This window comes from Asanoa hainanensis (assembly GCF_900188485.1).
Lineage (GTDB): Bacteria > Actinomycetota > Actinomycetes > Mycobacteriales > Micromonosporaceae > Asanoa > Asanoa hainanensis.
In genome coordinates, this window is the sequence record NZ_FZPH01000001.1 from 628,026 (window position 1) to 648,929 (window position 20,904).

General features: G+C 71.6%; 20 protein-coding genes. 9 read left to right on the forward strand and 11 right to left on the reverse strand.

Annotated elements, in window-relative coordinates; genetic code table 11:
• Positions 1 to 34: 34 nt before the first annotated feature.
• The gene (locus CHC05_RS02950; protein ID WP_089244325.1) at positions 35 to 1,054 is read left to right on the forward strand and encodes an aldo/keto reductase; all 1,020 of its coding nucleotides are present in this window, start codon (positions 35 to 37) and stop codon (positions 1,052 to 1,054) included.
• Here CHC05_RS02950 and CHC05_RS02955 read toward each other — a convergent pair whose 3' ends face one another.
• Positions 1,055 to 1,291, reverse strand: a complete 237-nt coding sequence (locus CHC05_RS02955) for a hypothetical protein (protein WP_144022454.1) — start codon at positions 1,289 to 1,291, stop codon at positions 1,055 to 1,057.
• A gap of 201 nt (positions 1,292 to 1,492) precedes the next feature.
• Here CHC05_RS02955 and CHC05_RS02960 point away from each other — a divergent pair, with 201 nt between their 5' ends.
• Both CHC05_RS02960 and CHC05_RS02965 read left to right on the forward strand, forming a co-directional pair.
• Positions 1,493 to 3,019, forward strand: coding sequence for an alkaline phosphatase D family protein (locus CHC05_RS02960; RefSeq protein WP_089244329.1), 1,527 nt, complete (start codon positions 1,493 to 1,495; stop codon positions 3,017 to 3,019).
• A gap of 90 nt (positions 3,020 to 3,109) precedes the next feature.
• Positions 3,110 to 3,949 carry an alpha/beta hydrolase gene (locus CHC05_RS02965; RefSeq protein ID WP_089244331.1) on the forward strand — a complete coding sequence of 280 codons (840 nt, stop codon included), beginning with the start codon at positions 3,110 to 3,112 and terminating at the stop codon, positions 3,947 to 3,949.
• Between the two features lie 160 nt (positions 3,950 to 4,109).
• Here the strand turns inward: CHC05_RS02965 and CHC05_RS02970 are convergent, their stop codons facing one another.
• Both CHC05_RS02970 and CHC05_RS02975 read right to left on the reverse strand, forming a co-directional pair.
• Complete coding sequence (locus tag CHC05_RS02970) at positions 4,110 to 4,949, reverse strand: aldo/keto reductase (protein ID WP_089244333.1); 840 nt, start codon at positions 4,947 to 4,949, stop codon at positions 4,110 to 4,112.
• Positions 4,950 to 4,976: 27 nt separating this feature from the next.
• Positions 4,977 to 5,657, reverse strand: a complete 681-nt coding sequence (locus CHC05_RS02975; RefSeq protein WP_089244335.1) for a TetR/AcrR family transcriptional regulator — start codon at positions 5,655 to 5,657, stop codon at positions 4,977 to 4,979.
• Between the two features lie 55 nt (positions 5,658 to 5,712).
• Between CHC05_RS02975 and CHC05_RS02980 the strand changes: the two genes are divergently transcribed.
• The gene (locus CHC05_RS02980) at positions 5,713 to 6,723 is read left to right on the forward strand and encodes an aldo/keto reductase (RefSeq protein ID WP_089244337.1); all 1,011 of its coding nucleotides are present in this window, start codon (positions 5,713 to 5,715) and stop codon (positions 6,721 to 6,723) included.
• Between the two features lie 9 nt (positions 6,724 to 6,732).
• Positions 6,733 to 7,203 carry a PPOX class F420-dependent oxidoreductase gene (locus CHC05_RS02985; protein WP_089244339.1) on the forward strand — a complete coding sequence of 157 codons (471 nt, stop codon included), beginning with the start codon at positions 6,733 to 6,735 and terminating at the stop codon, positions 7,201 to 7,203.
• Here CHC05_RS02985 and CHC05_RS02990 read toward each other — a convergent pair.
• On the reverse strand, positions 7,200 to 8,135 hold the full coding sequence (locus CHC05_RS02990; RefSeq protein ID WP_089244341.1) for an RNA polymerase subunit sigma-70: 936 nt from the start codon (positions 8,133 to 8,135) through the stop codon (positions 7,200 to 7,202). The genes CHC05_RS02985 and CHC05_RS02990 overlap by 4 nt on opposite strands.
• Positions 8,136 to 8,478: 343 nt before the next feature.
• Between CHC05_RS02990 and CHC05_RS41985 the strand changes: the two genes are divergently transcribed.
• Both CHC05_RS41985 and CHC05_RS03000 read left to right on the forward strand, forming a co-directional pair.
• Positions 8,479 to 8,790: a dihydrofolate reductase family protein gene (locus tag CHC05_RS41985; RefSeq protein WP_218824406.1), complete on the forward strand. Its 312-nt coding sequence runs from the start codon at positions 8,479 to 8,481 to the stop codon at positions 8,788 to 8,790.
• A 60-nt stretch (positions 8,791 to 8,850) separates the two neighbouring features.
• Positions 8,851 to 9,180 carry a hypothetical protein gene (locus CHC05_RS03000; RefSeq protein ID WP_144022455.1) on the forward strand — a complete coding sequence of 110 codons (330 nt, stop codon included), beginning with the start codon at positions 8,851 to 8,853 and terminating at the stop codon, positions 9,178 to 9,180.
• Here the strand turns inward: CHC05_RS03000 and CHC05_RS03005 are convergent.
• Positions 9,173 to 10,117, reverse strand: coding sequence for an NAD(P)-dependent alcohol dehydrogenase (locus tag CHC05_RS03005; protein WP_089244345.1), 945 nt, complete (start codon positions 10,115 to 10,117; stop codon positions 9,173 to 9,175). The two genes, CHC05_RS03000 and CHC05_RS03005, sit on opposite strands and share 8 nt — an antisense overlap.
• A gap of 33 nt (positions 10,118 to 10,150) precedes the next feature.
• On the opposite strand from CHC05_RS03005, the gene CHC05_RS03010 reads away from it, so the two are divergent.
• Positions 10,151 to 10,681, forward strand: coding sequence for an LOG family protein (locus tag CHC05_RS03010; protein WP_089244347.1), 531 nt, complete (start codon positions 10,151 to 10,153; stop codon positions 10,679 to 10,681).
• On the opposite strand, the gene CHC05_RS03015 is transcribed toward CHC05_RS03010, so the two are convergent.
• Genes CHC05_RS03015 through CHC05_RS03040 form a run of 6 tightly spaced genes read right to left on the reverse strand, consistent with a single transcriptional unit; the run spans position 10,674 to position 19,585 of the window.
• Positions 10,674 to 11,729 (reverse strand): glycoside hydrolase family 172 protein, encoded by a 1,056-nt coding sequence (locus CHC05_RS03015; RefSeq protein WP_245870630.1) that lies wholly within the window; start codon positions 11,727 to 11,729, stop codon positions 10,674 to 10,676. The two genes, CHC05_RS03010 and CHC05_RS03015, sit on opposite strands and share 8 nt — an antisense overlap.
• Positions 11,726 to 14,332 carry a glycoside hydrolase family 2 protein gene (locus CHC05_RS03020; protein ID WP_218824407.1) on the reverse strand — a complete coding sequence of 869 codons (2,607 nt, stop codon included), beginning with the start codon at positions 14,330 to 14,332 and terminating at the stop codon, positions 11,726 to 11,728. Before CHC05_RS03020 ends, CHC05_RS03015 begins: the two co-directional genes overlap by 4 nt.
• Positions 14,329 to 16,365 (reverse strand): MGH1-like glycoside hydrolase domain-containing protein, encoded by a 2,037-nt coding sequence (locus CHC05_RS03025; protein ID WP_089244351.1) that lies wholly within the window; start codon positions 16,363 to 16,365, stop codon positions 14,329 to 14,331. Before CHC05_RS03025 ends, CHC05_RS03020 begins: the two co-directional genes overlap by 4 nt.
• 3 nt (positions 16,366 to 16,368) lie before the next feature.
• Positions 16,369 to 17,220 (reverse strand): carbohydrate ABC transporter permease, encoded by an 852-nt coding sequence (locus tag CHC05_RS03030; protein ID WP_089244353.1) that lies wholly within the window; start codon positions 17,218 to 17,220, stop codon positions 16,369 to 16,371.
• 14 nt (positions 17,221 to 17,234) lie between these two features.
• On the reverse strand, positions 17,235 to 18,185 hold the full coding sequence (locus CHC05_RS03035) for a carbohydrate ABC transporter permease (protein WP_089244355.1): 951 nt from the start codon (positions 18,183 to 18,185) through the stop codon (positions 17,235 to 17,237).
• Positions 18,182 to 19,585, reverse strand: a complete 1,404-nt coding sequence (locus CHC05_RS03040; protein ID WP_089244357.1) for an ABC transporter substrate-binding protein — start codon at positions 19,583 to 19,585, stop codon at positions 18,182 to 18,184. Before CHC05_RS03040 ends, CHC05_RS03035 begins: the two co-directional genes overlap by 4 nt.
• Positions 19,586 to 19,843: 258 nt before the next feature.
• Between CHC05_RS03040 and CHC05_RS03045 the strand changes: the two genes are divergently transcribed.
• Positions 19,844 to 20,890 carry a LacI family DNA-binding transcriptional regulator gene (locus tag CHC05_RS03045; protein WP_245870631.1) on the forward strand — a complete coding sequence of 349 codons (1,047 nt, stop codon included), beginning with the start codon at positions 19,844 to 19,846 and terminating at the stop codon, positions 20,888 to 20,890.
• The last annotated feature ends 14 nt before the right edge of the window (positions 20,891 to 20,904 follow it).

Genomic DNA, 20,904 nt, shown 5'->3' on the forward strand with positions numbered 1-20,904 from the left:
TTGCTATCGTGCCACACCCCGAAGGAAGATCCACATGCGGTACCGCACCCTCGGCCGGACCGGCGTCCAGGTCAGCACCCTCGCCCTCGGCGCCATGAACTTCGGCCCGATCGGCCGCACCACCCAGGACGAGGCCACCGCCATCGTCGACGCGGCCCTCGAAGCCGGGATCAACATCATCGACACCGCCGACATGTACGGCGCCGGCGTCTCGGAGAAGATGGTCGGCAAGGCCATCGCCGGCCGCCGCGACGACCTCGTGCTGGCCACGAAGGCCACGATGCCGATCGGCGACGAACGCAACCACCAGGGCAGTTCCCGCCGCTGGCTGGTCACGGCGCTGGACGACAGCCTGCGCCGGCTCGGTGTCGACCATGTCGACCTGTTCCAGATGCACCGCTGGGACCCACGAACCAGCGACGAGGAGACCCTGTCCGCGCTGACCGACCTGCGTACCGCCGGAAAGATCCGCTATTTCGGCTCGTCGACCTTCCCCGCGTACCGCATCGTGCAGGCGCAATGGGCGGCCCGCGAACACCACCTGGGGCGCTATGTCAGCGAACAGCCCGGCTACTCGATCCTGCAGCGCGCGGTCGAGAGCCACGTGCTCCCCGTGACCCAGGAGTACGGCCTCGGCGTGCTGGTCTGGAGCCCGCTGGCCTCGGGCTGGCTGTCGGGCGCGATCCGCGCGGGGCAGAGCATCAGCACGAGCCGTTCGACCATGCTGCCGGACCGCTTCGACCTGGGCCGCCCCGCCAACCAGGCCCGGCTCGACGCGGTCGAGCGCCTGGCCGGCATCGCCGCCGAGGCCGGCCTGACGATGGTCCAGCTCGCGCTCGGCTTCGTCACCGCACACCCGGCGGTGACGAGCGCGATCATCGGCCCCCGTACGCCGGAGCACCTACGCGACCATCTCGCCGCGGCCGACACGGTGCTCTCCCCGGACGTGCTCGACGCGATCGACACGGTCGTCGCACCGGGCGTCGACCTGGCCCCGCACGAGAAGTTCGACACCCCGCCGGCCCTGCTCGACAAGGCCCTGCGGAGGCGCTGACTAGTAGCGGCGGCGCACGAGGAGGACCACGACGCCGGTCGGCACGACCAGCGCGAGCACGACCAGGCTCACGAGCGACACCATCGGCCACTCCGACGGCGGCACGGAGGCGGGGTGGACCCGCCCCTCCGCCGACGGGGCGAAGAACAGGACGGTCACGGCGACCACGACGATCGCGATGGGCACCGCGCGGAGCGTCCGGCGAAGCAGCACGGAACGCTGGCTGGGCTGGGACACGGCAGGCCTCCGGTGGGCATCCGGGGGGACGCGCTCACGCTAACCGGGCGACGCACCGACCGACGCGGAATTAACAGTCATCTAATCCAGACTTGCGGATGCGTTATTCCACGATGGCTTCACCGGCCGGCCATCCGCCCGTCGTCCGGCCCCGGTAGGTGTGTCTGCGACACCGCAGTCCCCATCGGAGGGAGCACGCCCGTGGCAGCACAGAACTGGAGCCGTCGAGGACTGTTGGGTGCCGCCGCGGCGCTCGGCACGACGGCCGCCCTCGGTGGTCCGCCCGCGGCCGCTCGCACACCCGGGATCCGCCGCGACCGTCCCGTGCTGACCCACGGCGTGCAGGCCGGTGACGCGTACGACGGTGCCGTCAGCGTCTGGACCCGGTCGGACCGCGTCGGCCGGATGCTGGTCGAGGTCAGCGACCGCCCGGACCTGCGACGCGCGCACACCGTGCTCGGCCCGGTGCTCGGTCCCGGCACCGACTTCACCGGCCGCACCCGGCTGCGCGGCCTGCGGGCCGGCCGGAGGGCGTACTACCGGGTGCGGGTCGTCGGTGAGCACCGTGCGGAGAGCGCGCCGCTGACCGGCTCCCTGAGCGTGCCCGGCACCCGCGACGACCTCTCGTTCGTGTGGACCGGTGACATCGCCGGCCAGGGTTGGGGCATCAACCCCGACCTCGGCGGCATGCGGATCTTCGAGGCGATGCGGCGCGTACGCCCGGACTTCTACCTGTGCAGCGGCGACACCGTATACGCGGACGGACCGCTGGCCGAGTCCGTCACGCTGCCCGACGGTCGGGCGTGGCGCAACGTGGTCACACCGGAGAAGAGCAAGGTCGCGGAGACGCTGGCCGAGTACCGGGGCCAGTTCGCCTACAACCTGCTCGACGCCAACGTGCGCCGGTTCTTCGCCGAGGTGCCGCAGCTCAACCAGTGGGACGACCACGAGGTCACCAACAACTGGTACCCGGGCGAGATCCTCGACGACGCCCGCTACACCGAGAAGCGCGTCGACGTGCTGGCCGCCCGCAGCCGGCAGGCGTTCTACGAATGGACGCCGATCGCACCCGGACCCGTTTACAAGAAGGTGTCGTACGGGCCGTTGTTGGACGTCTTCGTCCTGGACATGCGCACCTACAAGGACCCCAACGACGGCAACGTGTACGCGGACCCGCGCTGCGGCCTGCTCGGCGAGACGCAACGGCGTTGGCTGACCGACGGACTGCGCCGCTCGACCGCGACCTGGAAGGTCATCGCCAACGACCTGCCGATCGGCCTGGTCGTGCCGGACGGCCCGGCCGCGCAGGAGGGCGTGGCACAGGGCGACGACGGTGCGCCGCTCGGCCGGGAGACGGAGTTCGCCGGCATCCTGCGGGACGCGCACCGGCACGGGGTGACCGGCATCGTGTTCGTCACCGCGGACGTGCACTACACGGCCGCGCACCACTACGACCCGGCGCGGGCCGCCGTCGGCGACTTCACGCCGTTCTGGGAGTTCGTCTCCGGGCCGGCCAACGCCGGCGCCTTCGGCCCCAACGCCCTGGACGGCACGTTCGGCCCGACGGCCGTGTTCGTGCACGCGCCGCCGGTGGCCAACACCTCGCCGCTGGACGGCTTCCAGCACTTCGGTGAGGTGCGGATCGACCGCCGCAGCAAAGAACTCACGGTGAACCTCCGCGACCTCGACGGCGCGGTGCTGTGGACCACGACCCTGCCGTGCCCCTGACATTCGGCCTGTTTTCCGTCGGTCATCGCGCGCAGACTCGTTGCGGTGGCCGTGCTCTCCGGCCGCCGCGACCGACACAGGAGGACCACCATGTCCCAAGCCTCTGATCTCCAGCAGATCGCCGACGCGAACGCCAGCGGGCGCCGGCCCGTCGTGTTCGTACACGGCCTGTGGTTGCTACCCAGCAGTTGGGACCGGTGGTCCGCCTTGTTCGCCGAGGCGGGCTACGCGCCGGTGTCGCCCGGCTGGCCCGACGACCCGGACACGGTCGCCGAGGCCAACGCCCACCCGGAGGTGCTCGCCGGCAAGAGCGTCGGGCAGGTGGCCGACCACTTCTGTGACCTGATCGGCAAGCTCGACCAGCAGCCGGCCATCGTCGGCCACTCGTTCGGCGGCCTGATCACCCAGATCAGCGCCGGCCGCGGGCTGTCGGCCGCGTCGGTGGCGATCGACCCGGCACCGTTCCGGGGCGTACTCCCGCTGCCGTTCTCGGCCCTTCGCTCCGCTTCGCCGGTGCTCGGCAACCCGGCCAACCGCCACCGCGCGGTGCCGTTGACGTACGAGCAGTTCCGCTACGCGTTCGCGAACGCCGTGAGCGAGGACGAGGCTCGCGAGCTGTACGCGGAGTACGCCGTGCCGGCGCCGGGCGAGCCGTTGTTCCAGGCGGCGTTCGCCAACCTCAACCCGTGGACCGAGGTCACGGTCGACACCGAGAACCCGGCGCGGGGGCCGATGCTGGTGATGTCCGGCGAGAAGGACCACACGGTCCCGCACGCGGTGGCGCACGCCTCCTACGAGCGGCAGGCGCGCAACACCGGTGCGGTGACCGAGTTCGTGGAGATGAAGGGCCGCGGGCACGCCCTGACCATCGACTCCGGGTGGCGCGAGGTCGCCGAGACGGCCCTCGCGTTCGTCCAGCGTTTCGCTTAGGCCCTGTTTCAGGGCTGGGGTCGAGGCGAGGCGGAGTTCAGGGGTCGTCTGGGTGTGCGGCGGCTTTGCCCGGATACCGGTGTTGTATCCGGGTGAAGGCGCCGTGCGGCCAGGCGGCGCCTGGGCCCGCCGCAGCCCGGCCTCAGCCCTGAAACAGGGCCTAAAACTCTTCCCAGGTACGCGGGTCCTGCTTGACGGGCTTGCCGACGTCGATGGCCGTGACGGCCGCGACGTCGGCGGGCTCGAGCTCGAAGCCGAAGATGTCGGCGTTGAGCCGCTGCCGCTCCGGGTTCGTCGACGCCGGCACGGACGTGATGTCGCGGTCGACCAGCCAGCGCAGCACCACCTGCGACGGCTGGACGGCCAGCCGCTCGGCGATGCCGACGACGGTCGGGTGCTCCAGGATGCCGCTGTTGCGCTCCAGCGGGCTCCACGCCTGCACGACCGTGCCGTGCCGGGTCACACCGTTGACGACCTCGGCCTGCGCGTGCGTCGGCGAGACCTGGAGCTGGTCGACGGCCGGCACGACGCCGGTCTCCGCGACCACGGCCGTGATGTGCTCGTCGAGGAAGTTCGACACGCCGACCGAGCGGATCAGGCCCTCCTGCTGGAGCGCCACCATCTCGACGTACGACTCGACGTAGCGACCGACCTTCGGCAGCGGCCAGTGGATCAGGTAGAGGTCGACGTAGTCGAGGCCGAGCCGCTCCAGCGACGCGGAGAAGCCCTCCCGGACGTACGGCTTGCCCTGGTGGCGACCGGCCAGCTTGCTGGTGACGAAGAACTCCTCGCGGGGCAGCCCGCTCTCCCGGATGGCGGCGCCGACCGCGTCCTCGTTGCCGTAGTTGTAGGCCGTGTCGATCAGCCGGTAGCCGGCCTCGATCGCGCGCAGGAACGCGTCGGTCCCGGCGCGGCCCTTCGCGGGATAGGTGCCGAGGCCGAGCCAGGGCATCTCCCGGCCGTCGTTGAGCGTGCGCGTCGGAATGGAGATCGGTGCCATGATCCCCAGCGTAGGACCCGGGCCGGGTCAGCGGGCGATGCGGTCCAGCCACTCGCCGAGGAGCACCTGCTCGGCGGGGCTGAACCGGTCGGCGACGCCCGGCAGGGCGGCCTTGAGGGCCAGCGCGCGCTCGTGCGCCCCTTCCGGCGCGTGGCCGGTCAGCACGGTGGCCAGCACGGCGTCGCGGAGGTTCGCGGAGAGGCCGGCGTGGGCGGCGAGGGTGCCGTCGCCCTGTGCGGCGATCAGCGCGAGGGCGGCGCCGACGCTGGCCGCGTACACCATCGGGGCGGCGGACTCGACCGGGACCCGCAGCCGCCCCGCGGCGGCGACCCGGCGCAGGATGCCGCTGAGCAGCTCGTGGCCCTTGCCGCTGACCGCCGAGGGCTGGCCGGGGCGCGGGTCACCGTGGATCAGCTTATAGAGCGCCGGGTTGTCCAGGGCGAACTGGACGTGCAGGTTCCACCCGGCGACCAGGTCCTCGACCGCGTCGGCGCGGTGTTCCTCGGCCTGTTTGAGGGTCAGGTAGCGGGTCCACGCGTCGTAGGCCACCGCGTCGATCAGGCCGGCCATGTCGCCGAACTGGCGGTAGATCGTCTGCGCCTGGACGCCGGCCGCCGCGCTGACCGATCGGGTCGACACGGCCTCGCGACCGCCGCTGGCCAGCAGCTGGGTTGTCGCGTCGAGGATCCGTTGCCGTGGTGTTGTCATCGCCACATGTTAGCACCGATAACGTTCTGGTGTGAGCGGTGCTAACGTTCAGGGCATGACGACAATCGGCACCCGCAAGCTCGGCACGACCGGACCGGTCGTGGGCGCCCTCGGCCTCGGCGCCATGGGCATGTCTGACATGTACGGCCCGGCGGACGAGGACGAGAGCATCGCCACCGTGCACGCCGCCCTCGACGCCGGCATGAACCTGATCGACACCGCCGACTTCTACGGCTCGGGCCACAACGAGCTCCTGGTCTCCCGGGCCCTGCGCGGCCGGCGCCGCGAGGACGTCGTGATCAGCGTGAAGTTCGGCAGCCGCAAGAACCCGGACGGCACGTTCCAGCCGGTCCCGTACGACGTGTCGGCGTCGGCGGTCCGCGACCGGCTCGCCCAGTCGCTGCGCCGGCTGGACACCGACTACATCGACATCTACCGGCCGTCGCGGCTCAACCCGAGCATCCCGATCGAGGAGACCGTGGGTGCGCTGAAGGACATGCAGGAGGCCGGCTACATCCGCCACATCGGACTGTCCGAAGTGGGCGAGGAGAACATCCGGCGGGCCGCCGCGGTCGCGACGATCAGCGACGTGCAGATCGAGTACTCCCTGCTGTCGCGCGGCCCGGAGGACGCGATCCTGCCGACGCTGCGGGAGCTGGGGATCGGGCTGACGGCGTACGGGGTGCTCTCCCGCGGTCTGCTCAGCGGCCACTGGTCGGTCAACCGCGAGGTCGGCGCCCGGGACTTCCGGGCCGCTCTGCCCCGCTTCAACGGCGAGAACCTGGCCGCCAACCTCCGCCTCGTCGAGGAGCTGGGCCGGGTCGCCACGGAGCTCGGCGCCACCACCAGCCAGGTCGCCATCGCCTGGGTCGCGGCCCAGGGCGAGGACATCGTGCCGCTGGTCGGCGCCCGCCGCCGGGACCGGCTCGAGGAGTCGCTGGGCGCGGCCGAGCTGACCCTCTCCCCCGAGGTGCTCGCCCGGATCGAGGCCGCCATCCCCGCCGGTGCCGCCTCCGGGGGCCGCTACATGGACCAGCAGCTGCACCTCTTGGACAGCGAGCGCTAGCCTTTCGACGTGCCTAAGATCGCAACCGCCGACCGGGTCGGACGGGCCGAACTGATCGAGTTCGTCCGCACCCGGCACCGGCTCACCCTGGTCACCTTCCGCCGCGACGGCCGCCCGCAACTCTCTCCGGTCTCCGGCGGCGTCGACGAGGCGGGCCGGATCGTGATCTCCACCTACCCGGACCGCGCGAAAGCGGTCAACCTGCGCCGCAACCCGGCCGCCAGCGTCCTCGTGCACTCCGACGACTGGAACGACCCGTACGTCCAGGTCGACGGCACGGCCGAGGTCCTCGACATGCCGTCGACGGAGACCGAGGACGCGCTGGTCGAATACTTCCGCTGCATCGCGGGCGAACACCCGGACTGGTCGGAATACCGGGAAGCCATGCGCCGCCAGGGCAAGTCCCTGCTCCGCGTCACCATCGACTCCTGGGGCCCGATCGCCACCGGCGGCTTCCCCGCCGACCGCGCCCCGGCCTAGATCGAGCGCGGTAGGCCGAAGCGGGGTAAGACGCCGTTCTCGAAGCGGGTCAGGGCGCTGATCCGGTCGCCGGCCAGGGTGAGGACGTACAACCCCACGCCGTGGCTCACGCCTTCGGGGCCGCGTAGGTAGGCGCCGAAGGCCGGCTGGCCGTTGGCGCGCGTCGGGACCAGGTCGAAGCGGCGGCCCGCGCCGAAGATGGCCCTGCTGAAGCTCGCCACCGCGTCGCGGCCCACGTACTCGAACGGGATCGGTGGCATCGACATGAAGACGTCGTCGGTCAGCAGGGCGACCAGGCCGTACACATCGGCCGACTGCCAGGCGGCGACGAAGCGGGTCACCACCGCTTCCTCGGCCGCCGGGTCCGGGGACGGCGCGGCCGGCAGGGTGGCTCGGGCCCGTTTCAGCGCGCTCTTGACCGACTCGACGCTGGCGTCCAACATCTCCGCCACCTCCGCCGCGTGGAAGCCGAGGACGTCGCGCAGGATGAGGACCGCGACCTGGCGGGGTGGCAGCGTCTGCAACGCCGTGACGAAGGCCAGTGACACCGACTCCGCCTGCTCCACGCTCGCCTCGGGAAGCATGGCGTCCGGGAACGGCTCCAGCCAGACGACCTCGCCCAGGCGGCTGGGCTCGGGCGGGTCGACCTGCGGCACGTCCCACGCCTTGGCCGGGCGGCGGGCAGCCGACCGGCGGGCGTTCAGGCACCGGTTCGTGGCGATCTTGTAGAGCCAGGTCCGGGGCGCCGCGCGGCCCTCGTAGTCGGCCAGGCCCTGCCACGCCGCCAGCAGGGTCTCCTGCAGGACGTCCTCGGCGTCCTGAATCGAACCCAACATCCGATAGCAGTGCACCAGCAGCTCTCGGCGGTACGGCTCCGTCAGCTCACGGAACGCCGCATCGTCGCCGCCCCGGGCCCGGGCCAGCACCGTCATGTCTCCCACCTTTCCGCGTTTCTCCCCGTACAGACACCGGTCGCCGGCGAAAGGGGGCGCCCCCTTCCTGGGCGGCGCGGTGTCAGTACCGGCATGGGAAAAATCATTGTCAGTGAGAACGTGACGCTCGACGGCGTCGGACAGGACCCGACCGGCGAGGAGGGCTTCGACCGGGGCGGGTGGTTCACCCGGATCACCGACGCCGACCGCGCCGCGTGGGCCGAGGTCGAGCAGGCCGAGGCGATGGCCGCCGCGGCGTTGCTGTTGGGCCGGCGCAGCCACGACTGGTTCGCGACCCGCTGGGCAGACCGCGCCGGGTGCGTGGGCGGATCGGCTCAACACCATGCCGAAGTACGTCGTGTCGACCGACCCCGCCGAGCCACGCTGGGCCAACTCGACCGTCCTCGCACCCGAGGAGGTCGCGAAGCTCAAGGACACGATGGACGGAGACCTCGTCGTGTACGCCAGCCGCCGGCTCGTACACACGCTGTTGGAGCAGGATCTCGTCGACGAGGTGCGGCTCATGGTGTTCCCGTTCGTCCTCGGCGGCGGCGAGCGGGTCTTCGGTGCGACCCCGTACTCCCTGCGCCTGGCCGAAGCCCGCCGAATCGGTGCGGACCTCACCTTCCTGACCTACCGAACTGTCCGTTCCTAGGATGCCGCGACCGGCGCCGATCACTACCGTGGCGCATCGACGGACGTGGAGGGAGCCGAGATGTTCGACCGCCTGCTGCCCTGGCCGAAGCAGGAGACGGTGGACAGCGCACCGCTGCCGGTCAGGAACGCCCGCGTCACGAGCCGGGCCGTCCGCGCCGGTGACGGCCGAAGGCCGGTCTGGCTGTGGCCCGCGGGTGGGCGGATCCACGCCTCGCTCTCCCCCGTCGCCGGTGCTCCGTCACGCAACCTGACTCCGGCCGGGCTCGCGCGGCTGCTGCTCGCCGATCCCGCGCGGTCGATGCCCGCCATCCGCGCGGTGACCGGCGTCGACGACGACGCGCGGGCGCTGGCGTGCATCCGAGGCTGGCAGGAGCCGGCCGTCAGGTGACGGTGACGACGACCTTGCCGAGCGCGCGGCCCTCACCGAGATGGCTGAGGGCCGCGGGCACCTCGGCGAGCGGGAAGCGCCGGTCGATGTGGGTGACGACGGTGCCGGCCAGGCAGAGGGCCGCCATCTCCAGCAGGTCGCTGGGGCTGTTGCGGACGACCAGCAGCCGTTGCCGGCCGACCAGTGGGCCCGCGAGCAGCACCTGGAAGAGCGTGCCGACCGAGCCGCCGACCCAGAGGTAGCGGCCGCCCGGGGCCAGGGCGCGGCGATGGTCCAGCACCGAGTGGTGGCCCGCCAGGTCGAGCACCAGGTCGTAGCGGGAGCCGGCGCGGGTGAAGTCGGTCGTGGTGTAGTCGACGACGTGGTCGGCGCCGACCGCGCGCATGAAGTCGAGCTTCGCGGCGTTGTCGACCGCGGTCACCTCCGCGCCGTCGAGTTTGGCGAGTTGGATCGCGTACGCGCCCGTCCCGCCGCCGGCCCCGTTGACCAGCACCCGCTGGCCCGGCCGCACGCGCCCCCGGATGCCCTGGAAGGCGATGACCGCGGACTGCGGCAGGGCGGCCGCCTCCTCGAACGACAGGCCGGCGGGCTTGGGCGCCAGCACCCGCTCCCGCGCGATGGCGTACTCGGCGAAACCGCCCTTGCGTTCGAGGTTGTCGCCGAAGACCTCGTCGCCCACCTGGAAGCGGGTGACCGCCGGCCCGACGGCCGCGACGTGGCCCGCGATGTCGGAGCCCAGGATCGGGACCGCGGGCCGGCGCAGGCCGCCGATCCGCGAATAGAGCGGCCGGCCGATCAACGTCTCCCAGTCGGAGGCGTTGACCGAGACCGCGTGCACCGCAACCAGCACCTCGTCGGCCCGCGGCACCGGCCGGTCGACGTCCTCGAAGCGCAACACCGAAGGAGGGCCGTACGTGTCGTACGTCACGGCTTTCATGGCACGCAGTATGCCCCGTAGTTGAATCCAACAGTGAACATCTGCGTCTTCCTGTCAGCCGCCGACCTCGACGAGCGCTACACCCGGCCGGCGCGCGAACTCGGCGAGCTTATCGGCCGGGGTGGCCACACGCTCGTGTGGGGCGGCTCCGACACCGGCCTGATGAAGGTCGTCGCCGACGGCGTGCACGCGAGCGGCGGCCGGTTGGTCGGCATCTCGGTCGAGTTCCTGCGTGGCTTCGCGCGCACCGGCGCCGACGAGCTCGTGGTCGCCAAGGACCTGGCCGAGCGCAAGGCGCTCCTGCTGTCCCGCTCGGACGCGGTCGTGGTGCTGGCCGGCGGCCTGGGCACGCTCGACGAGGTCACCGAGATCCTCGAGCTGCGCAAGCACGGCCTGCACGACAAGCCGGTGGTGCTGCTCAACACGGCGGGCTTCTACGACGGCCTCACCCGGCAACTGCGCCGGATGGACGCGGAGGGCTTCCTTCCGGTGCCGCTGGACACGCTCGTCCACGTGGCGGACGAGCCCGCGGACGCGCTCACGCACCTCGAGCGGGTCAGCTGACCTCGAGGTCGTCCGGGTCGAACGGCGGCACCGGGCCGTGGTCGCGGCCCGCGGCGTACCACCAGGCGGTCGAGGCGATGTCGTCCCGCAAGGGAAGGTAGCGGCCACCGGACCGCCAGCCGAGTGCCTGCACCGTGACCCGCAGGTCGGAGGCGAAGCGGATCGGGTCCGGGAGGTGCCACCTGTACATCCCGAACCGCTGCTGGCTGCGGTAGAGCCCGTCCGGCCGGAGCACCTGTGGCATTCCCAGATAAGGCGTGCTGTACGCGGTGTAACCCTGCCCAGGCACGTCGAAGTTCCAGGCGCCGCCGAAGTAGTCCTCGGTGCCCGTGCCGCAGATGGTCGGCAGCTCCTCGTCACCGTCCAGATAGAACTTGACCTCGCCCTCGCCCCACCAGCCGGAGGTGTTGACGCCCCACGCCAGATACGTGCCGACGTAGTGGCCCGGACCGGTCACCCCGTCCACGATGGTGTGCACCGTGCGGTCCGGCAACGGGTTGCTCCTCCGCCACTGGGCATGCAGATAGGCAGCGTCGGACGGGACGTCGGTGAGCTCGTAGTCGATCTGGTAGAAGAGCAGCGCCGGCTCGGTCCCGAGGTTCTCGACCGTCAGCCGGGCACCGGTCCGATAGGGCATCTCCCAGTACGCGTTGAAGCCGCCGTGCGGGTTGACCGCTACCGGGACCGAGCTCACCTGGGCGAACTCGCCCCACCCCGAGCAGAAGAAGTCACCGAGCGGCACGGCCACGGCCGGCTCCGAGGCGCCGTCCCAGTGGATCCGCAGGATCAGGGAGCGCCAGTGCCGGGGGTGCGTGGTGCACCACAGGTGGCGGATCACGCCCGGGCCGGGCAGGTCGCCGAGCACGTGCGTGGCGCCGGCCGGCACCTCGACGCTCGGCGAGATCTTCCAGCCCGGGCCGAGGTCGCGGGCCGCGGCGGCACCTGTGCCCGTGGTCGCACCGCCGCCCGCGCCCTTGCCGCCGGTCGGGTTCTCGGGACTGACGGACCGGCTCCGGCCCGCGGTCAGCATCGACGGACCCAGCGTCACAGCGCGCTCACCCACTGCCCGAGCAGGTAGGCCGCGCCCGTGTTGCGGCGCAGTCCCAGCGGCTGGTCGCCGCGGGAGCCGTCGAAGCGCAGCGTGGTGACGACCAGCCGGCCGGCTCCGTGCGGCACCTCGACGGCGTAGTCGTGCAGCACGCCGGTCCGGGTGTCGACGCGCCGCAGCAGTGGCCGGGCGCCGAGCGGCAGTGAAGCCGCGGACAGGGCCAGGTCCGGCGCCAGCCCGGCGAACTGGAGGTCCGTCCAGCCGTCGTGCGGGAAGTCGCCCCACGCCTCGTGCGGCTCGATCACCTTGACCGCCTCGCGCCAGAACGGCATCTCGGCGACCGGCAGCGGCGGGTTCGCGCACGCGGCGTCGACCAGCAGCACGGCGTTGCCACCGACCCGGACGTGCCGGCGCACCGGCTCGGTCCAGTCGGTGGCCAGCAGCACCGCGTCCGGGGTGTCCGCCGGGACCACCGTGGGTGCGACGGCGGACAGGTCGGCGAGGCGGCCGGCCGGGTCCACCACCGCCACCGGCCCGGCGCCGGACCAGCCGTTGTCGGGCAGGAACCAGAACGACCAGGTGTTGACGGTGTGCTGCCCGGCGCAGTCGACCTCGACCCGCAACACCGCCCGCCGCGGCCGGTCGACGGACGGCGCCACGAACTCGGCGATGCCGAGGCCGGTGATACTGCCAGCCGCCGCAGAACCCGCCAACCGCCCGGACCCGACCGCCGCCCCGTCGACGAGGTCGACCCGCCAGCGCGCCTCGGCCACGCCACCGCGCCGTCCGTGGTGGGCCAGCACGAGGTGCGGGCGGACGCGCGCTCCGGCCACGTAGCACCAGGTGTCCCACGGTGCCGGCCGGTCGCCGCCCGCGACCCAGGCCCGCCGGCGGTCCCAGTCGAGGGATACCACGAGGTCGGCGTTGAACTGCGCGAACTCGGCCGGCGCCACCTTGAGCTCGCCGAGGTCGTCCCACAGACCGGCGGTGCTGATCGGGGTGTCCCGCTCCCCCGTGATCACGTAGCCGCTGGTGTCGGCGCGGGACCGGACCGCCTCCAGCGTGACCTTGCGGTGCAGCACCGCCTGCTTCGCCGAAACGCGCTCCAGCTCCTCGCCCCGGTCCCAGAAGCCGTTGCCGCGCAACGTCTCCTCGTGGGCGGGCACGTCGTACTGCCAGCGCGCGCCCTGCGGGTTGACCGCCGGGTCGGCGCTGGTCCACCACGGCCGGTCGGCGTCGAAGCGGCGCAGGTCGCGGAAGGTGTCCAGGTCGCAAAACTCGCCGAACAACCACGGCCTGGGGGTACGCCAGCGCGGCGCGAAATGGTCCAGGGTCGACCGGAAGTACGCGGGTTCGCAGTAGAAGTGGTGGTCGTCGAAGTCCGCGAACTCGTCGAGCAGCCCGCCGTACGCCTCTCCGGAGCCGCTGTTGTCGCGCACCAGCGTCCCGGGCGCCAGCCGCTTGACCAGGTCGTAGAGCGGCCCGAGCACGTCGGCCCCGACGGCGGCGGACAGCTCGCAACCGAGCGTGAGCAGCACCACCGACGGATGGTTGGCGGCGGCCCGGACCAGCCGTTCGGCCTCGGCGAACAGCTGCGACCGGAAGTGCGGCGTCGGGTGTGGCAGCCACATCGGCAGCTCGACCCAGAGCAGCATCCCGAGCTCGTCGGCGAGCGCGAAGTAGTAGTCGGGCGGGAACCACAGGCACAGCTTGACCCCGTTGAAGCCGAGCCGGCGCAGCTCCAGCAGGTCGGCCCGCACCTGATCCGGCCCGGGATCGGGGTGCAGCCGGTCCGGATACCAGCCCCACGACAGGATCATGCGGGGGAAGACGGGGTCGCCGTTGAGCCGGAGCAGCGAGCCGTCGGCTCCGAACGTGCGGAGTCCGGTGTGGACGGTGCGCGAGTCGTCGTCGGAGGTGCGCAGCGTGACCGCGTAGAGCGCGGGATCGTCCGGCGACCAGGGCCGCGGATCGGGGATCGTCAGCGACAAAGGCCCGCCGCCGTCCCGGTGCCCCGACGCCACCGGCTTGCCGTCCGGGTCGTGCACCTCGACGCTGAACGAGCCCGGCGCGAGCAGCTCGGCCGCGACCGTGAGCGAGCCCTCGGCAGTGCCGGCCACATCGACGGAGCCCAACGCGCACGCGCCGGAGACCACCAGCTCGACCGGCTGCCAGACGCCGCCGTGGGAGTGACCCCAGACGTACGGCAGGAAGCCGGCGAGGGTCTCCCGGGCGGGATAGGTGCCCGGCACCGGAGGCGCGTCCGGCCCGCCGGTCAGGCTGGCCGGCTTCTCGGCCCGCACGAGCAGCGCGGCCGGCCGGCCCGGCGTCACGAGCCCCGTGATGTCGACGTCGAAGCTGTCCCACATGCCCACGTGCCGACCCGCCGACCGGCCGTCGACCAGCACCTCGCACGCATAGCTGACGGCACCGAACCGCAGCCGGATCCGCTCACCGGCCGGGGCAACGATGGTGGCCCGGTACTCGACCGGCCCGGGATGGTCCAACGGGATGCCGGCCTGCTCCCACGATCCGGGCACCGGCACGGCACGCCACTCGTCGGTGCCGACCAGCCGGCATTCCCAACCGGTTACGAGGCTCACGAACCCAGCTCCCAACTACCTTCTTCGGCCCAGGCCAGCGAGAGGGTCCGGCCGGCAACCTCCACCTCGCACCCGTCGCCCACCGGGCGCAGCGTCACCGTGACCGGACGCCCGCGATGGCTCAACCGCACCGAGTACGCCGTCCCGGGCACCCGGAGGGAGCCGGGCAGGTTCGGGCGGACCAGCAGGCGGTCGCCGACGAACCGGGCTCCGACCAGGACACCGAGCAGCAGGTGCACGCCGAACGCGCCCCAGCCGTAGCCCTCGCCGCCGCAGCGACCCGACAGCGGCCAGTACTCGCAGGCGATCCCGGGCAGGGTTCGCTCGTCGTCGGTCGTCCGGGCGTCCCAGAACGTGTACGCCCGGTCGACGATGTCCGCGGCCACCCGGGCGGCGGTGTCGTGCTCGCCGGTCGCCCGCGCGGCGTCGACCGCGGTCCAGACGAACATCGGCCACACGAGGTCGGCCGGGTCGACGGCCCGGATCGCCGCCCGCAGCGCGGACATCTGTTCGTCGCCGGCGAGGCCGAGGGCCAGCGGAGCCAGCAGCATCACGTCGTCGACCTCGGTCGGCCGTTCCATGCCGGCGTCCACGTCGGCGTACCGCGTGCCGGTGAAGAGCGCCGCGGTGGCCTCGGTGTAGCGCGCGGCCAGGGCGTCCCAGCCGGCCACGTCGCGGTCCCGACCCAGCACACGGGCGAACCGGGCCATCGTCCGGGCGGCGTGCGCGACCGAGGCGTGCAGGTCGACCGGGCGCAGGTGGCGGGTCGGATGCCCGCCGCCGAGCGGCTGGTCGCCGAACCGCGGCGAGAGGTCCTGGCCGGACTCCCAGCTGCACGCGTGCGACAGCCAGCCGGCCTCGTCGGAGCGGTGCGCCAGCCACCAGTCAAGGTAGGCGGCCAGGTGCGGGTAGATCCGGTCCAGCCAGTCCCGGTCGGGGTTGGCGTCCCACAGGTGGTCGAGGACCAGCCACGGGTAGCCCCACTGTGGACCGGTGCCGCACACGCTGCCGTCGGCGGAGACCATGTTGTAGCTGCCGTCCTCGCGCGAGCACGGCACGTTGGGCTCGGGTGCGTCGGCGAAGGTGCCGAGCAGGAGCCGCTGGGCCAGCGCGGGGTCGGCGTAGCCGAGTAGCAACGCGTCGATCGCCGCCTCGCCGAGCACGACCCGGGGCGCCTGCACCTGCATGGCGTCCCACGGCAGGGAGTAGATGCCGGCCGGCGGCTTGACCATCATCCGCAGCGTCTCGAGGTCGTAGACCAGCCCGCGCCGCCAGTGGTCCGGCCAGTCGCCGAAGAGCACCGGCGCGGTCGCCCAGAACCGCTGGTCCTCTTCGACCAGTGCGGCGCGCACCGCGCGGTGGCGTGAACGGGCTTCGGCCAACCGCGAACGGGCAGCGGCGGCGGTGTGCCCACGGGCCAGCAGCACGGTCAGGTCGTGGTCGCGCGCGCCCGACAGCTCCACCACCGCGGCGAGGCCGACGCGCTCGCCCCGCGAGCCCAACACGGTGACCGGGCCGGGCCCGGAGGCCGAGGGTTCGGCGGCGATGGTGACCGTCCCACCGGGGTCCGAGACCCACAGCGCGAACGCCTCACCGTCCTCGAAGCCCTGGAGCAGCACGGTGTCACCGTCCTGCCGGCCGACCAGCCCCGACTCGCCCCAGCCGAGGTCGGCCCCGATCTGCCGGACGTAGTCGGCCCGGATCGTCAGCCGCTCCGCGACCCGGCCGCGCACCCGCGCGACCAGCACGTCCGGCCCGGCCAGGTGGAACTCGACGGCGAGCGCGCCGGCCCGCAGCTCCACCAGGTCCTTGGAGTGGTAGGGCGCGAAATCGGGAGTGGTCACGCCGTCGGCCGCGATCCGCACGCCGGCCCGGTAGACCTCCCGGCGACCACCGTAAGCACGCGCGTACGCCGGGAAATGCCATTGGAAGCCGATGTCGTGCGAGCGCACGACGCCCTGCGGCGACAGCTTGCGGGTGTGCGTCGGGATGTCGAGGTAGCCGTGCGGGGTGTAGTCGTCGATCGGGAACAAGGATCAGCCCTTCACACCGGACAGCGAGATGCCGGCGACGAAATAGCGCTGCGCGCACAGGTAGACCAGCACGACCGGCAGCAGGGACACGACCGAGGCGGCCATCATCAACGGCCAGTTCGGCTGCTCGTACGCCGAGGAGGTGACGTTGAAGTAGGCCAGGCCGAGCTCGACGGTCCGCATGTCCTCGTCGCGGCCGATCAGCAGCGGCCAGAGCAGGTCGTTCCAGGTGCCCATGAAGGCGAACACCGCGACCGTGGCCAGGGCCGGCTTCACCAGCGGGAGGAAGATCCGGAAGAAGACCGTGAACTCGCCGGCACCGTCGATCCGGGCCGCGTCCTGGTAGTCGCGCGGGATCGTCAGGAACGCCTGCCGCAGCAGGAAGATGGCGAACGCGCTGGAGATACCGGGCACGATCAGCCCCTGGTACGTGTTGACCCAGCCCAGCTTGAACACGATGAGGAACAGCGGGATCATCGTGACCTGGAACGGGATCATCATCGTGGCCAGGAACAGCACGAAGATGGACTTCGAGCCGGCGAAGCTCAGGCGGGCGAAGCCGTACGCCGCACTCGCGCAGAACGCCACCTGCCCGACCACCGTCACCGTGGTGACCACGACGCTGTTGAGGACGTACGTGCCGAACGGCGCGAGGGTGAACAGGTTGACGTAGTTGCCGAAGTCGAACGTGTCCGGGATCAGGTCGGGCGGGTACGAGAACGTCGTGCCGGACGGCTTGAGCGACGTCGTGACCATCCACAGGAACGGCACCAGCATGAAGGCGCCGACGAGCGACAGGATCACGTAGGTCGGCAGGGCGCGCAGCACGCCGAGCAGGGTCTTGCGTCGGGACATCGGGCTCTCCGTCGTCAGATCAGGTTCGACTCGCCGCGCCGGCGGATGAACCACAGCTGCAGCAGGGTCACTACGAAGATCACCGCGAACAGCACCCAGGCCTGCGCGGACGCGTAGCCCATCGAGAACTCCTCGAAGGCCCGCTGGTAGATGTGGTAGACCGCGACGTCGGTGGCGCCGAGCGGGCCGCCTTCGGTGATCACGTACATCGGGGTGAAGACCTGGAAGCCGCCGATCACGCCGGTGATGACCAGGAAGATCGTCGTGGGTGCCAGCAGCGGCAGCGTCACGTTCCAGAACTGCCGCCACTTGCCGGCGCCGTCGATCGAGGCGGCCTCCAGCAGCTCGCGCGGCACGGCCTGCAGGCCGGCCAGCCAGATCACCATGCTGAACCCGGCCGTCTTCCACGTGTTGATCAGGACGATCGCGAACATGGCGGTGTGCGGGTCGTCGAGCCAGTTCTGCTGGGGCAGGTGCAGCAGCCGGAACAGGTAGTTCACCAGGCCGGCGTCCGGGGACAGCAGCGTGATCCAGATGACGGAGACGGCGACCCACGAGGTGATCACCGGCATGAAGAACACGGCACGGAACACGTTGACGCCGCGCAGCTTCTGGTTGACCACGACCGCGAGAGCCAGGCTGACGGCCATCCCGATCGGCACGGACAGCACCGTGTAGTACGCGGTGTTGTACATCGCGTGCCAGAACGGGTCGTCGCTGAACAGCGAGACGTAGTTGTCGAGCCCCACGAAGGGCGCCTCGAGGAAGCTCGGCGACGTCCACTCGTGGAAGGACAGGTAGAGGCTGAACAGGATCGGCACCAGCGCGAACAGCACGAGGTGGGCGGTGGCCGGCAGGATGAACAGGTAGCCGACCCGTTCGTTGCGCCGGCGCCGGCGGCGCCGGGCCGGACGCTGCCCCGTGGGGGCGTCCGACCCGGCGCGTGCCTCGACGGCGCTGGTCACTTGGCCAGTTCCCGGTTGATCGCGGTGATGGTCTCGCCGATCGTGCCGGCGACGGGCGCACCGCGGAGGATCTTCTCCATCATCCCGTCCAGCGCCTTCTCGATCGTCGGGTAGACGCCGATCTTCGAGCCGTACGGCGGTCGACCGGCGGTCGTCGCGTCGACGAAGACCTTGTCGAGCGCGGCGAACTTGGCGTCGGCGCTCGTCAGCGACCCGCTGGCCGCCTGCGAGTTGGCCGAGATCGCGATGCCGGTGATCGCCTTGGTGTCCTGGTAGCCGCGGTTCGTGGCCGCCTCGATGAACTGCGCGGCGGCCTTGTACTTCGCCTTCGGCAGGTCGTGCCGGAGCACGAAGCTCGACTCGTAGAGGGCGGTGGCCTCGGTCGCCCGCTTGGGCTGCGGCACCACGCCGACCTTGTCGGCCGAGTAGCCCTTGGCGCCGGTCAGCCCGACCAGGGCCCAGTGGCCGCTGTCGTACATCGCGAACTTGCCGTCGAGGAAGAGCGCGTTGGCGTCCGACGCGTTGGTCATCTTCTCCAGAGTGGACGGTGACGGCGCCACCTTGTGCTTGAGCACCAGGTCCGCGTACCACTGAATGGCCTCGACCGCCGCCGGTGCGTCCAGGAAGCCGGTCGCGGTCTTGTGGTCCGGCGAGACGACGTCGCCACCGTTCTGCCAGATGCGGTAGACCCACTGGTACGCGTACTGGCTGAGCCGGTAGCCCCACTGCACGACGTTGGCCTCGTCGAAGGCCGGGTCGAGCCGGTTGCGGCCGTTCTTGTCGAGCGTGAGCTTCTGCGCGGCGGCGAGCTGGTCGTCCCACGTCCACCCGCGCTGCGGCGGCGTGATGCCGGCCTTCGTGAACAGCGTGGGGTTGTAGTAGACGACCATCGGGGTGAAGTCGTTGGGCAGGCCGTAGATGCCACCGTCCTCGCCCTTGTGGATCTCGAGCACCTGCGGGAAGAACCGGTCGGTGGTCAGCGCGGGCAGGGCCTCGGTGACCTTGCGCATGTCGAGCAGCAGCTTGCGGGAGATCAGCGGTGCCAGGCTGGACGCGTCCTGGGACCACAGGTCGGGGGCGCTGCCGGAGGCCAGGTCGACGATGATCTGCGTGTCGAAGTTCGGCGGCGCCTGGATCGGATCGATCTTGATCTTGGGGTTCGCGGTCTGAAAATCGGCGAGGAACTTCTGGTACGCCTTGTCGAGCTCGGAGCCCTTCTCCTCGGGCGGTACCTGGAAGCCCACCACCTTCAGCGTGACCTCGCCGTCGGCCGTGGCCTCGTCGTCACCGGAGCCGCAGGCGGCCAGAAACGGGCCGGTGGCGGCCACGGCGGTGGCGCCGAGTCCCCAGCGCAACAGCGCTCGGCGGTTCACCGAGCTACGCACGTCGTTGTCGTTCATCTCGCTCCTGCCGGGGGGAATGGGGGGCGCGACGAGGGCCGACTCCTCGCCTGTCGCCAGAAGCGTTCCGTCGGAAACTTGGCAGGGAACGTAACCACCGCAGGGAAACCCCGTCAATGGTTGAGCTGTGGGAAACCAGTTTCTCAATTTGAACCAACGTGACCCTCTAGCTTTCCCTGCTCGGCGCCTCTACGTTCGATAGCCAACCGGCGCCGAGCGTGCGCAATCGGTTTCTCGCACTGGCCTGAAGGGGTGGTTGTGGCGCCAACGATCCGCGACATCGCCCGCGCCGCCGGCGTTTCGGTGGCCACCGCCTCCAAGGGGCTCAACGGCAAGGGACGGATGCGCCCGGAGACCCGCCAGCGCATCCTGGACACGGCCCGGGAGCTCGACTTCCGGCCCAACCGCAACGCGAGCTCGCTGACCACCGGCCGCACGTACACGGTGGGTCTGCTGACCCGCGACGGGTACGGGCGGTTCACGCCGCCGCTGCTCGGTGGCGTCGAGGACTCGCTGTCGGTCGACACCGCGAGCCTGCTGCTCTGCGACGCCCGCCGCGACGCGGTCCGCGAACGGCACTACCTCGACGTGCTCGCGGCCCGCCGGGTGGACGGGCTGATCGTCACGGGCCGCGCCACCGACCCGGCCCCACCGCTGCCGCGCAGCCTGCCGTTCCCGGTGCTGTACGCGTACACGACCTCCAGCAACCCCGACGACAGCAGCATCACCGTCGACGACGAGCACGGCGGCTGGCTGGCGGCCCGGCAGCTGCTGCGCCAGGGCTGCCGGCGGATCGCGCACGTCACCGGGCCCATCTCCGTGCTCGCGGTCCGGGAACGGGTCGCCGGCGCCCGGCGGGCCCTGGCCGAGGCCGGGCTGGAGCTGCCCGACGAGCTGATCACGTACGGCCCGTTCGCCGAGCGGACCGGCTTCGACGCCGCCCAGAAGCTGATGGCCGACGGGAAGGTCGACGGCATCTTCTGCGGCAGCGACCAGATCGGGCGGGGCGTCGCGGACGCGCTCGGCGGGCTCGGCGTGGGCATCCCCGACGACGTGGCCCTGGTCGGCTTCGACAACTGGACCCTGATCGCCAACGCCACCCGGCCGGGCCTGTGCTCGGTCGACATGAACCTCTACCGGCTGGGCCGGCTGGCCGCCGAGAGCCTGCTGCGCGCGATCGACGGCAACCCGGAGCCGGGCATCCGCCGGCTGCCGTGCTCGCTGGCGATCCGCGCGTCCTGCCCGGCCCCGATCACCGACAGCACCGAGTGGCTGGACGACAGCCCGCTCGTCCCCGACGCCTAGACCCCCTTCTTGCA

Bases quoted from the DNA above. Each gene is read 5' to 3' on its own strand.
- CHC05_RS02975 (WP_089244335.1), bottom strand. From the start codon at position 5,657: ATGACAACACCACGGCAACGGATCCTCGACGCGACAACCCAGCTGCTG.
- CHC05_RS02990 (WP_089244341.1), bottom strand. From the start codon at position 8,135: ATGACGGTGCTGGCCCGGGCCCGGGGCGGCGACGATGCGGCGTTCCGT.
- CHC05_RS41985 (WP_218824406.1), top strand. From the start codon at position 8,479: ATGCCGAAGTACGTCGTGTCGACCGACCCCGCCGAGCCACGCTGGGCC.
- CHC05_RS02970 (WP_089244333.1), bottom strand. From the start codon at position 4,949: ATGGCACCGATCTCCATTCCGACGCGCACGCTCAACGACGGCCGGGAG.
- CHC05_RS03030 (WP_089244353.1), bottom strand. From the start codon at position 17,220: ATGTCCCGACGCAAGACCCTGCTCGGCGTGCTGCGCGCCCTGCCGACC.
- CHC05_RS03040 (WP_089244357.1), bottom strand. From the start codon at position 19,585: ATGAACGACAACGACGTGCGTAGCTCGGTGAACCGCCGAGCGCTGTTG.
- CHC05_RS03000 (WP_144022455.1), top strand. From the start codon at position 8,851: ATGTTCGACCGCCTGCTGCCCTGGCCGAAGCAGGAGACGGTGGACAGC.
- CHC05_RS02980 (WP_089244337.1), top strand. From the start codon at position 5,713: ATGACGACAATCGGCACCCGCAAGCTCGGCACGACCGGACCGGTCGTG.
- CHC05_RS03005 (WP_089244345.1), bottom strand. From the start codon at position 10,117: ATGAAAGCCGTGACGTACGACACGTACGGCCCTCCTTCGGTGTTGCGC.
- CHC05_RS02950 (WP_089244325.1), top strand. From the start codon at position 35: ATGCGGTACCGCACCCTCGGCCGGACCGGCGTCCAGGTCAGCACCCTC.
- CHC05_RS02965 (WP_089244331.1), top strand. From the start codon at position 3,110: ATGTCCCAAGCCTCTGATCTCCAGCAGATCGCCGACGCGAACGCCAGC.